At 71.6% G+C, this 12,200-nt stretch carries 10 protein-coding genes; all 10 read right to left on the reverse strand.

All coding sequences use genetic code 11. From position 1 onward, the window contains the following. Positions 1-59: 59 nt before the first annotated feature. On the reverse strand, positions 60-1,262 hold the full coding sequence (locus IEZ20_RS12905) for a PP2C family protein-serine/threonine phosphatase (protein WP_189297741.1): 1,203 nt from the start codon (positions 1,260-1,262) through the stop codon (positions 60-62). Positions 1,263-1,651: 389 nt separating this feature from the next. Further along, positions 1,652-2,590, reverse strand: coding sequence for an L-tyrosine/L-tryptophan isonitrile synthase family protein (locus IEZ20_RS12910; protein WP_189297743.1), 939 nt, complete (start codon positions 2,588-2,590; stop codon positions 1,652-1,654). Between the two features lie 140 nt (positions 2,591-2,730). Then, entirely contained in the window at positions 2,731-3,993 is a 1,263-nt protein-coding gene (locus tag IEZ20_RS12915) for a cytochrome P450 family protein (RefSeq protein ID WP_189297745.1), read from the reverse strand. An 11-nt stretch (positions 3,994-4,004) separates the two neighbouring features. After that, complete coding sequence (gene asnB, locus IEZ20_RS12920) at positions 4,005-5,831, reverse strand: asparagine synthase (glutamine-hydrolyzing) (RefSeq protein ID WP_189297747.1); 1,827 nt, start codon at positions 5,829-5,831, stop codon at positions 4,005-4,007. Between the two features lie 16 nt (positions 5,832-5,847). Beyond that, positions 5,848-7,266 carry an MFS transporter gene (locus tag IEZ20_RS12925; RefSeq protein WP_229896044.1) on the reverse strand — a complete coding sequence of 473 codons (1,419 nt, stop codon included), beginning with the start codon at positions 7,264-7,266 and terminating at the stop codon, positions 5,848-5,850. 154 nt (positions 7,267-7,420) lie between these two features. After that, on the reverse strand, positions 7,421-8,230 hold the full coding sequence (locus IEZ20_RS12930) for an ABC transporter ATP-binding protein (protein ID WP_189297749.1): 810 nt from the start codon (positions 8,228-8,230) through the stop codon (positions 7,421-7,423). Then, positions 8,227-9,297: a FecCD family ABC transporter permease gene (locus IEZ20_RS12935; RefSeq protein WP_189297751.1), complete on the reverse strand. Its 1,071-nt coding sequence runs from the start codon at positions 9,295-9,297 to the stop codon at positions 8,227-8,229. Before IEZ20_RS12935 ends, IEZ20_RS12930 begins: the two co-directional genes overlap by 4 nt. A 2-nt stretch (positions 9,298-9,299) precedes the next feature. Beyond that, the gene (locus tag IEZ20_RS12940; protein WP_189297753.1) at positions 9,300-10,379 is read right to left on the reverse strand and encodes an ABC transporter substrate-binding protein; all 1,080 of its coding nucleotides are present in this window, start codon (positions 10,377-10,379) and stop codon (positions 9,300-9,302) included. Between the two features lie 203 nt (positions 10,380-10,582). Next, the gene (locus IEZ20_RS12945) at positions 10,583-11,197 is read right to left on the reverse strand and encodes a sigma-70 family RNA polymerase sigma factor (protein ID WP_189297755.1); all 615 of its coding nucleotides are present in this window, start codon (positions 11,195-11,197) and stop codon (positions 10,583-10,585) included. A gap of 199 nt (positions 11,198-11,396) precedes the next feature. Then, positions 11,397-12,125, reverse strand: coding sequence for a hypothetical protein (locus IEZ20_RS12950; RefSeq protein ID WP_189297757.1), 729 nt, complete (start codon positions 12,123-12,125; stop codon positions 11,397-11,399). Positions 12,126-12,200: the final 75 nt, after the last annotated feature.

Below are 12,200 nucleotides of genomic sequence, written 5' to 3' on the forward strand. Positions count from 1 at the left end.
AAAGGGCCGCTTCGTCCACCGCCCGGCGAGGTCGAAGGCGGCGGCCGTTCCCGTTCTCGTCAGGTGTTGGAGCCGCCGTTGGTGTCGCGCTCTCCGGAGCGGCTGCCGTGCCAGTCCAGAACCACCGTGGTGGCGTCGTCCGGCAGGTGCCCGCCGCAGGCGTCGTGGACCGCTTCGGTCAGGGCCCGGACCACTTCGCGGGGATGCTGGTCGCGGGTGTCGCCTATGAGGGCCGGCAGGTCGACGGTGGCGGCGCGACGGTCCTGCATGCCGTCGGTGATCAGCACCAGTCGGTCGCCGGGCTCCAGGTGGAAGCGCTGGATGTCGTAGGTGACGGGGACGGGCGCCCCGAACGGCAGGTTCACCTTCAGGGGCAGTTCCTCCACGCGGTTGCCGCGTAGCCGCAGGGGCCAGGGGTGGCCGGCGTTGATCAGCTCACCGGCACCGGTGTCGAGCCGAACACGGAGTAGCTGGCCGGTGGTCATGCCGCGGGCGTGGTCGGTGATGGCCTGGTGGGCGGCGTAGGCCTGGTCCAGCAGGTTGCGGCCGGCGCGCCGAGCCCCGCGCAGGGCGTTGACGCTCAGCGTGGCCAGCAGCGCGGAGGCCGTGTCGTGTCCCATGGCGTCGGTGACCGACAGATGCAGGATGTCCTGGTCGAGGGCGTAGTCGTAGGTGTCGCCGCCCACGTCCTCGGCCGGGGCCAGGGCGCAGGCCAGGGTGAAGTGGGCGGCCTCGCAGCAGGGCGCGGACGGCAGCAACTGGTGCTGGATCTCCGCCGCCAGACTGACAGCGGTGGTGCGCCGGCTGTAGTGGTAGAGATCGGTGAAGCGGCGATCGGTCACCACGATGTACGCCAACGCGTGCGCGGCCTGCACCACCGCATCACGCACCGCGGCATCCGCGTGCGGGACCACCATCTCCAGCACGCCGACGCAGTCGCCGCGGTTGGTCACCGGCGCCACCAGCCGGCATGCGCCCTCCCCGTTGTCCTCCTGGCGCAGACGCTGCGAGCGCAGCACCCGCTCATAGACACTGCCCGCCAGGTCGATCCTCTCTGCCTGGCCGCGCGCCTGCCCCGCTCGGCCGGCTCTGGGCAGCCGGACGGCTTCCTGGCCGTGGATGTCGAGCAGCAGGAAGCACACTTCCGTCGCCGAGAACCGCTTCTCCAGGTTTTCCGCCACCACGTCCACGGACTCCACCGGAGCCGCGTTCTCCGCGGCCCGCAACACCTCGTCCAGGCCCAGGCCCTCGTCACCGGCCACAGCAAGCACCTCCCCGCCTCGTCCCTACCGGGTTCCCCCGCGAACTCGCCCGGATACGTCCAGCTCACCGGGTGGTCGAGGCGGATAGTCCCGCCCGGCACACTCGCCCGATGAGCGAGAGTGCAGAGCTTGGCAGCCGGGACGGCCCCTGATAGCGCGCCCACACGGAACACTCACGGTAATCGTGCGCATGCGCCGAGTTATCAAGGATTGCAGGCCGACGCACCGGAGGGTCCACCGTGGGCGCGCACGATGGCGGAGTCGACCGAGACGACCCAGTCTCCTTCGGCATCACCTACTGGCGCCTGGCCAAGATCGAGGAGTGCTGGAGCGCCCGCGCCGCGAACACCGGCTGACGGCACAGTGCCCGCACCGCGGCCCCGGCCTGATCAGTTGTGCACGAAGTGGCTGGGTCTGCCGTCGCGTCGGACGAGACGGCCCAGCCGAGCCGCCGTCGCCCGGGGCACGAGCGTCCACGTGCCGTCGGCGCGGTGGAGTGCGACGGAGTGCCAGGGAGTGGTCCAGGCGTCGGAGGCGTCGAGGAGGCGGATGCCGAATTTCGGGGCGCCGACGGGTTGCGGGTGGATCGAGAGGCGTACGGCGTGGGGGTGGTGCTCGGCGATCAGGTCGCCCCAGGCGCGGCTGCGCTGGATGACGCCGTAGGCGCGTTGCCGGCATGCGCGTTGAAGGGCGGAGCGGGTGCCGGTCCAGTCGGCGGTGTCCTCGACGAGGAAGCGCGTGATGCCCCGGTAGAGGGCGAGGGTCTGGTCGTCGGCACAGACCTCGGCGCGCAGGGCGTCCAGGGTGGGGGCGTAGCGGTCGTGGACGCGGGCGCGTTTGGTGTCGTGCGGCAGGTCGCCGAGGATGTCGCGGAGGTCGAAGACGGACAGTCTGTCCAGGCCCAGTCGGGCCATCTGTATGCGAAGGTCGTCGGCGTACGCGTCGATGTGGTGGTCGGGGACGTGGACGAGGTCGCCGAAGACGTGGCCGTCGGAGCAGATGATCACCCGGGCGCCGGGCGGGTAGATCCGCTCGATCTCGGTGCACAGGGTGTTCAGAAACGTCAGGGAGAGGCGTTCGCCCTGGTCGGGGAGGTGGCCGAGGACCTTGGCGGGGTTGGGGGACTTACAGGGGAAGGCTGGCAGGGTGAAGACGACCGGGGCGCCCTCGTGTACGAAGTCGGCAATGCGGCGCAACTGGTGAGGGAACGCTTCCGCAGGGGCGGGAACGGGAGCGCGATCGGTCGTGCGGTGATGCGGCAGGAGCAGGTTGAGGATCTCGGTGCCGATGCGGGTGGGGAGGGTGTCTGACGGGATCGTCAGGGGCATGTCGTTCCTCCTGGAGTACGAGGGCACGTCGGCATGGCGCCGTGGCGGGAATGCACACCAGGCGCCAGTGGTCAGCGGGTTCGGGTCAGCCGAGACCGGTCCGGCCTGTGTGGCCGGACACGGTCAGCGGTACGTCGGTGTCAGAGGCGTCGGTCGTAGCCGACGGGCAGGCTGTTGGTGCCGCGACCGAGGACGGCGGGGATCCACTCGATGTCCTCGGCTTTGATGGCGAGATGCAGGCCGGGCAGCCGGGTGAGCAGGGCACCCAGAGCGATCTGGAGTTCGGCGCGGGCGAGGGCCGCGCCGGGACAGAAGTGAATTCCGTGGCCGAAGGCGAGGTGGGGGTTGGGGCTGCGGTCGAAGTCGAGGACGTCGGGGTCGGGGAAACGGCGCGGGTCGCGGTTGGCGGCGCACAGGGAGACGATCACGGAGTCACCGGCCGGCACCTCGGTGCCGTGCAGATCGCTGTCCTTGTCGAAGAAGCGCCAGGTGGTGAGCTCGAAGGCGCTGTCGTAGCGCAGGAGTTCCTCCACCGCGCGGGGCCGCAGGTCCGGTTCGTCGCGCAGGTGGGCCAGCTGGTCCGGGTTGCGGAAGAGAGCGATCAGAGCCGTGGTGATCTGGTGGGTGACCGGTTCCTGACCCGCGACGAGGAGCTGGAAGATCATCGATTCCAGCTCTTCCTGGGACAGCTCACGGCGGTCGCGGGCCACGACGAGGCGGCTGAGCAGGTCGTCGCCCCCGTGTTCGCGCTTGTGGGCGACGACGTCGGCGATGTACCTCTGCAGGCCGTGCAGCCGGGCTTCGTAGAGGGGGCGGCCGGGGTCGGTGGGGCCGACCGGCTGGACGACCTTGCCCCAGTCGCGGTCGAAGCGGGCCGCGAGTTCCTGCGGGAGGCCGATGACTTCGGCGAGGACCTGGAAGGGGAAGTGGGCGGCGAAGCCGGTGACGAGGTCGGCGGGCCCGCTCTTGGGCAGGGCGTCGATCAGCGCATCCGCCAGTTCCTGGAAGCGGGGGCGCAGGCTGTCGATCCGGCGTGGGGTGAAGGCGTCGGTGACGAAGCGGCGCATGCGCGTGTGCTTGGGCGGGTCCTGGTGGAGGAGGTGGACCTGGAGCTGGGAGTGCTGGGGCTCGGGCATGATCGAGGCGCGGGCGCGCCAGCGGTCGTTGCCGCGGTCGTGGTTCTTGCCGAGGCGGTCGTCGTTCAGCGCGGCGTGGGCGGCGTCGTAGCCGGTGACGAGCCAGGCTTGCACTCCGCTGGGGAAGAGGACGCGGTGGACCGGACCGGCTTCGCGCATCCGCTCGTACAGGGGGTAGGGGTCGGCCTTGTAGGGGCAGCCCATCAGCGGGACCGGGTCGGGCAGGATGTCCGGACGGGTGCCGGGCATCGGCTCCTGGGTGGTCATGCGGAGGCTCCTCAGAGGGCGAGTTCGGGCTTGTGGTGGTCCAGCCACAGGGCAAGGTCGACGACGCGTTCCAGACGCAGGCGGTGGCCCCACTCCAGCCGGTCGGGCGGGGTGTCCAGGCAGGGCTTGATCCGGGTCTCGTCGGCCAGGGCGCGGACCTGTTCGGTGGCGAGCGCGTCGCGGGCCATCTGCTGGAGGCCGCGGTTGTAGTCGGGGTGGTGGGTCGTCGGGTAGTGGTTCTTGGGCCGGTACAGCACCGAGTCCGGGGCGAGGCCCGTACCGATGACGCGGAGCAGGCTCTTCTCGCGGCCGTCGAAGCTCTTCAGCGCCCAGGGCGTGGAGAAGGCGTACTCGACGAGCCGGTGGTCGCAGTACGGCACCCGCACCTCCAGGCCCTGGGCCATGCTGAGGCGGTCCTTTCGGTGCAGGAGCTGGCGCAGCCAGCGGGTCAGGGACAGGTGCTGCATCTCGCGCTGCCGGTGCTCGGCGGGACCCTCGCCGTCGAGGTGCGGTACGGCGGCCAGTGCGCTGCGGTACGTGTCGTCGCGGAACTCGCCTATGCGGAGGTCGAGTTCGGGGTTGAGAGGCATGGCGGCCTCGTCGCCGGTGACCAGCAGCCACGGGAAAGTCCGCGCGGCGAGGGCCTTCGGGTTGTGGAACCAGGGGTAGCCGCCGAACACCTCGTCTGCGGCCTCGCCTGACAGGGCGACAGTGGAGTGCTGCCGTATCTCGCCGAACAGCAGGTACAGCGAGGTGTCCATGTCGCCCACTCCGATCGGCGAGTCGCGCGCCACGACGACCGCCTTGCGGTGCTCGGGGTCGAGCAGAGCACGCGGGTCGAGGACGACGGTGCTGTGCTCCGTGCCGATGAAGGCGCCGGCCTCGGTGGCGTACGGGGTGTCGTGACCGGTGCGCAGGACGTCGCCCGTGAACTGTTCGGCCTGGTCGCTGTAGTCGACGGCGTACGAGCGGATCCTCGCCTCCGTCCCCTCCCGCAGCCGTAGTTCGTCGGCGAACAGCGCGGTCAGGACGGTGGAGTCGATGCCGCCGGAGAGCAGGCTGCACAGCGGGACGTCGGCCTCCAGCCGGCTGCGGGCCGCCGCGCCCACCAGCGCACGGATCCGCTCCACCGTCGCATCCTGATCGTCGCCGTGGTCCCTGGCCTCGAGCTGCCAGTAGCGGCGTTCGCGGATGCCGTGCCGGTCAAGGACCAGCAGCCCACCGGGCTCCACCTCCCGGACCCCGGACCACACCGTCGGCCCGGTGTTGAACAGCAGGCTGTACGCCTCCCGCAGCCCGTCCGCGTCCACGCGGGGCCGTATCCCGGGGTGAGCGAACAGAGCCTTGGGTTCGGAGGCGAAGGCCACACCGCCGTCGACGGCCGCCCAGAACAGCGGCTTCACGCCGAGCCGGTCACGCACCAGCAGCAGCCGCTGTGCCCGCTCGTCCCAGACCGCGAACGCGAACATGCCCTCCAGGTGGTCGGCGACGTCCTCGCCCCACGCCTCGTAGGCGCGCAGCACCACCTCGGTGTCACTGCGGGTGCGGAACACATGACCCCTGCCACGCAGCTCGGTCCGCAGTTCGTGGTGGTTGTACACCTCGCCGCTGTAGGTGAGCACGATGTCCGGCTGCTCGGGGCGGTCGGCCATCGGCTGCACGCCGCCCTCGAGGTCGATGACGGCCAGGCGGCGATGGCCGATCGCGGCACGCTCGCCCAGCCAGACGCCTCCGGCATCGGGGCCGCGGGGCGTGAGGGTGGCGGTCATGGCCTCGATGACCGGGCCCTGGGTGCGAGCGTCATGGTGGAAGGACGCCCAGCCGGTGATTCCGCACATACGGGTGACTCCTTGCTCAACGACGGGCGGCGGACGCCGCGTCGGTGGTCTTCTCCGGCCCGACGGCCGGCCGTCGGGCGGGCAGCGCCGACAGAGGTACGGCGAGACAGGCGGCGGTAGCGGCCACGGCGAGGGCGGCGTGCACGCCGTCGGCAGGTCCGGCAAGGCCCCAGGCGGCGGTGGCCAGGGCCGGGCCCAGGATGAAACCGAGGCTGCGGGCGAACTGGACGGTCGAGCCGACGGTCGCGGTCCGCTCCGGTGGGGCGGCACCCATGACCAGGGCCTGGGTCGGGCCTCCGTTCAAGCCCATGCCGATGCCGGCCAGCGCCAGCCGCCAGGCGACGTCCAGCGGTGACCAGTCGCCGCCCAACGGAACGAGGAGAACCAGGCCGGCGGCGGTGAAGGCAGCGCCGGCGACTGCGGTCGGCCGGGCGCCGTACCAGTCGGCGAGGCGTCCGCCGAGCGGTCCGGCCAGGCCCATACCGAGCGGGTGGGCGAGCACGGTGAGCCCGGTGGTCGTGGCGCTGACGCCGTCGTCGCGCTGGAGGTGCAGGGCGACGACGTAGTGCATGGCGGCGAAGCCGGCCGCCAGCGTCAGTACCGCCCCGTGTGCCCGGAAGAGTCCCGAGACGCGCAGCACGCCGGTCACCGGGCGCCCTCCCGGACCGCGCAGCCACCACCACAGCGGCGGGACTGCCGCGAGCGCGAGCACCAGCCACGCCGGACGGTCCGAGGCCAGGGTCAGCGCCAGCAGCAGAGCCGCCACCCCGGTGGCCACCAGGAGGGCCTCTGCCGCCGAGCGCCGGTCGGGCCGGCGCAGGGCGCCGTCCGGCGGCATCGCGCGCCGGGCCACGACCAGGGCGAGCGCACAGAAGGGGATCTTGACGAGGAAGACGGCGTGCCAGCCCAGATGGTCCAGGAGCAGCCCGCCCACGGCCGGCCCGGTCAGCGCCCCCAGCGGACCCAGGGTCGCGGGCACGCTCATCGCCCGCCCTCGCCTCTCGGGCCGTACGGAGCGGATCGCGAGGACCGGCATCAGCACGAACAGCACTGCCCCGAACACGCCCTGCCCGATGCGGGCGACGATCAGCCAGGCAGCCCAGGGAGCGGCGGCCGCCAACGCGCTGCACAGTGCGAAGCCGGCGGTCGCGACGAGTACGGCGGAGCGCATTCCCACACCGTCCAGCCGGCGGCCTACAGGCAACAGCAGTGCGACGACGGGAAGCTGGTAGCCGAGCACGGCCCACTGGGCGGTCGCGGCGGAGACGTGCAGGCCGTCGGCGATGTCCGCGAGAGCCACGTTGACGATGCTCATGTCGAGCATCGCCACGAACGAGAGCATGCCCGCCACGGCCACCAGCAGCCAGCGGTCCTCGCCGGCAGAGCCGTCGGGTATGTGTCCGGGCTGTTCCGAACCGGGTCTGTTGTCTGTCACCTTTCTGCCCCTCGCCTTCGTGGGCGGGCTGCCGGAAGGCAGCCTCGTCCCACAAGTCGGGAGGGACCGCACGTGAGTTCCCGGACCTGTCCGGAAGAAATGTGACGGGGAGGCTGGATCCGGCCTCTGAGGTGACGGCGACACGCGGCGAATATCAGGGAAGAGGTCTCCGAGGTGCCCGGGGCTCCGCGTCGGCGGGTGCCCGGTGGTCGAAGGCGATCAAGGGATCCCCGGTGAGGGGGTGGTCGACCACGGCCGCCCGCACCCCGAACACCTGCGCCATCAGGGCGGGCGTGAGCACCTCGCGCGGCGAGCCGGAGGCGACGACCGATCCGGCGTGCAGGACGTGGAGGCGGTCGCAGACGGAAGCAGCCGCGTTGAGGTCGTGCAGCGACACCAACGTGGTACGGCGCTGGGCCCGCAGCAAGGCGAGCAGGCCGACCTGGTGGCGGATGTCGAGATGATTCGTCGGCTCGTCGAGGACCAGGACGTCAGGACTCTGGGCGAACGCACGGGCCAGCAGGACGCGTTGGCGTTCCCCGCCGGACAGCGCCGTGAACCGGCGACCCGCCTGTTCGTCCATGCCGACGTCGGCCAACGCACGGGCGACGATGTCCCGGTCAGTGGCGTCCTCACCGGCGAAGGCTCGCTTGTAGGGGGTGCGGCCCATGGCGACGACCTCGCGCACGCTCAGCTCGAAGTCGCTCCCCCGCTCCTGCGGGAGAGCGGCCACGTGCCGCGCCGACTCGGCCGGGCTCAGCTCGCGCAGATCGGTGCCGGCCAGACGTACCCGCCCGGCGGCGGGCTTCAGGTGCCGGTAGACGGTGCGCAGGAGCGTGGACTTGCCGCTGCCGTTCGGCCCGACCAGTCCGGTGATCTCGCCCTCGGCGGCGATCAGGTGGGCACCCGCGACGACCGTACGGCCGGCGTAGGCGACATGCAGGTCCTCGATGTCGATCCTCAACTGCCGCTCCCCAGGCGCCGGTCCAGCAGATACAGCAGGGCCGGAGCCCCGAGCAGCGACGTGACCACGCCCACCGGCAGCTCCTGCGTGTCCATGGCCGTACGGCAGACGATGTCGACCACCACCAGCAGCACTGCCCCGAACAGGGCCGAGACCGGAAGCAGGCGCCGGTGGTCGCCGCCGACGATCAGGCGGCAGACGTGCGGCACCATCAGGGCGACGAAGGCGATGGCGCCGGAGACGGCGACCAGGACGCCGGTCAGCACGCTGGTCACGGCGAACAGTTCGCGGCGCAGCCGGGTGACGTCGACACCGAGTCCGGCCGCCGTCTCGTCGCCCATCAGCAGAGCGTTCAGGCCGCGGGCACGCGCCTGCAGCCACAGCAGAGCGACGGGCACGGCGACGGCGGGCACGGCGAGCATCTGCCAGTTCGCTCCGCTGAGGCTGCCCATGAGCCAGAACAGCACGCTGTGCGTCTGCTGCTCGTCCCCGGCCTGCAGCACCAGGTAGCTGGTGAAGCCGGACAGGAACTGGCCGATCGCGACCCCGGCCAGTACCAGGCGCAGCGGTGCGAAGCCCCCGCCGCGCCGGGCCACCGCCCACACCAGCGCGAAGGCGGCCAGCGCACCGGCGAAGGCCGCGCCGGACAGGCCGAGGCCCAGTGCCCCGCCCGCGCCGAGTCCGAGCACGATCGCGACGACCGCCCCGAGGGAGGCTCCGTTGGAGATCCCCAGCAGATACGGGTCGGCCAGCGGGTTGCGCACCAGCGCCTGTACGGCCGTACCGACGACACCGAGCCCGGCGCCGACGAGAGCGGCGAGCAGGGCGCGCGGAACGCGCAGTTGCCAGACGATCAGGTCGTTCGTGCCGGGCCGCGGCGCCTCACCGGACAGTCTTCGCCACACCACGCCCCACACCTCGCCGGGCGGGATGGACGTCGATCCCCAGGCCACCGCGGCCGTCAGCGCGGCCGGCAGCGCCACTGCGAGGACTACCGCCAGCGGTGTCGCGGGCAGACTGCGTTCTTCCGGAGCCGAGGCTTTTCGGCGCACCAGCGTGGAGGGCATGGTCAGCCGACCTTGCCCGGGTAGAGGGCCTTGGCGATCTCCTCGACCGTGTCGGCGTTCCCGACTCCCGCGATGGTCGTCCGTTCGGAGCCGACGCGCAGGAGGTGGCCTTCCTTCACTGCCTTGAGGCCCTTGGTCGCCGGATGGGACCTCAGCCACTGTTCGGCCTCGTCGAATGCCTTCTTGTTCGCCACCTCGCTGCCCCGGTTGCGGATCCCGAGCTGGATCCAGTCGGGGTTCTTGGCGATCACGTCCTCCCAGCCGACCTGCTTGTAGTCGCCGTCGCAGTCGGCGAAGACGTTGCGGGCACCGGCCAGGGTGATGACCGCGTTGGCGACCTGGCGGTTGCAGGTGACGGAGGGCTGCTCGGTGCCGGCGTCGTAGTCGAAGAAGAAGTACGTCGGCCGCTTGTTCTCCGCCGTGCCGGCGATCGCCTTCTGGACGGCGTCCACCTTCTCCTTCATCCCGGTGACGAGTTCCTTCGCCCGTGCGCTCGTGCCGGTGACCGCGCCGAGAGAGGTGATGTCGGCCTCCACCGCGGACAGGTCGGTCACCGGGGTCCTGCTCTGTGCCGCGCAGGCGGTGGACTTCAGGTAGATGTGCTGGATTCCGGCGGCCTGGAACTCCTCTGCCGTCGGCGCGTCCCCCATTCCTCCGCCGCCCATGCCGCCCATGGAGGCGAAGGTGTCGACGTACAGGTCGGCGCCGGAGCCGAGCAGCTTCTCCTTGGGGATGACGCTCCGGCTGAGCACCTTCACCTTCTGCGCCTGGGCGTCGAGCGTGCGGGGCAAGGTGCCCTTGCCCGGCGGGAAGCCGGTGCCGATCACCTTGTCACCGGCACCGAGGCGCAGCAGCAGTTCCAGGCTGGAGGCGTTGCTGGTGACGATCTTCTTCGGGGCGCTGGAGAAGGTGGTCCTGGCGCCCGTGCAGTCGGTGACGGACACCGGGTAGGCGCCCGGGACGGAGTCTTCGGCCTGCCCCGCGCTCCCGCTGCCGGTGTCCTTCTGCCCGCTGCCGCAGCCCGCCGCCAGCAGGCCGCCGAGCACGACGGCCGCCGTACCGCCCCACACTCGAGAACGCATCGAACAACTCCCGGATCCACTCGGTACGCGGGCGAACCTCCGTCACCCGCTCCAGAAGTCGGGGCGAACACCACGCGAGTTCCCGGGAGTTCCAGGGAGTTCCCGGAAAGTTGGCGGCACGGCTCGGGAGAGCGGTTCCCAGGTGCTGACGAGAGTGTCGGTGCCGGGGTTTTCCCGGTCGGCACCGACACCCTCCCGGAGCGTCAGGCTGCCGGCGTGGCGGTCCTCTCCACCTCGTCGAGCAGGTCCATCAGGGCCGCCCGGGCGCGGGCCACGCGGGAGCGGACCGTGCCGACCGGGCAGTCGCTCACCTCGGCGGCCTCCGCATACGGCAGGCCGAGCAGCTGCGTGAGGGTGAACGCCTCCCGGCGGTCATCGGGCAGCGACGCCAGCAGGTCCAGCAGGGCGATGCCGTCGTCAAAACCGGGCAGGTCGCACGGCTGGGCCAGTTCGGCGGCCAGCTGCCAGTCCGGTACGTCCGCGAGGCGCGGCCTGGCGGCGGCGTACCGGTAGCTGTCGATCACCGCGCGGCGGGCGATGGACAGCAGCCACGCGCGCGCCGAGGAACGCCCCTCGAAGCGGTGCAGGCTGCCGAGCGCGCGCAGGAAGGTGTCCTGTGCCAGGTCGTCCACGGCCTGGGGGTCGCCGCACAGATAGGCGACGTAGCGCTGGACGTCCCGGTGCAGGGCGCCCACGAACTGCTCGACCGCGTGCGCGTCACCGCCGCGGGCGGCCAGGGCCCATGCGGTGATCGATTCGTCGAGTGCTGCCGGGGTGTCACTCCGGGGGCGCGAGGTGGGCAGGGCAGAGGTAGTCACCTGGTGTCCTTCTCGGGTCAACCGTGATCCGGACCAGGGGCGCGCCACAGCGCGCGGTCCGGTGAAAGGGGGAGAGACGGCCCTACGGCGTCGCTGTGGCGCTACCACGCCTGTGCTGGTGTGCAGCGCCTGTGCGGTCGTACGGCCGTGGCCCGAGGCGCACACGGGGAGCCGGGCAGCCTCGGGAAACCAGCTGTCTTCAGACGACAGCCGTCCCCACCGGCGGCCCCCGAGAGGTGATCGCGTGGACGAGGAGAAGGAGACGCGGCGCCCGGTCCGAGCGGCGGCGCCGCGGGCGGACTCGCGGGCGGTCGGGGGTACCGGGCAGGGCGAACAGCAACCGCAGCGGCGCCGCCAGCCATCCGGCCGCCGCCCGCAGGATCCGGAAGGCGGCCTTCTCGCCGTACGCCAGCCACAGGCCGCACAACACCGCGGCGAGCAGGTGGGCGGCGAGCATGCCGAACGACGACGAACCGCCGTCCATGGAGTGGCCCATGTGATCCATGGGGCTCATGCCCGTGTGGTCCCTGTGCAGGGCACCCATGTCCATGGAGCCCATGTGCATCGAGCCCATGTGCATCGAGCCCATGTGCATCGAGCCCATGCCCATGGAGCTGTGCATGGAGCTCATGCCGCTCATGTCCATGGATGCGGAGCCGCCGGACGAGCTGGAGGCCGACTGGGCGTGGGAGAACGCCTCGTGCAGTGCGGTCTGGGCCGCGACCACGACCGCCACGACCAACGGCAGCCCGCGCTCCCGCCCCGCCAGGCACCAGCCCACGGCACCGGTGACGGCCCCGCCGGCGGCCAGCGCCCACGCGGGCACGTCGGTGCCGGACATCAGGACGTGGCCCAGGGCAGCGAGCAGCACGCACACGGCCGCGAACACCGCGGCCCGTATCGCGCGAGCACACCACCCTGCTGTCATGGCGCCTCATCCTCGCATCCGGGCTTCGGCCGTCATGCGTGGGTACGGACATCCACGGGAGACCGTACTCAATCC

The organism is Streptomyces cinerochromogenes, from assembly GCF_014648635.1.
GTDB classification, from domain to species: Bacteria; Actinomycetota; Actinomycetes; order Streptomycetales; family Streptomycetaceae; genus Streptomyces; species Streptomyces cinerochromogenes.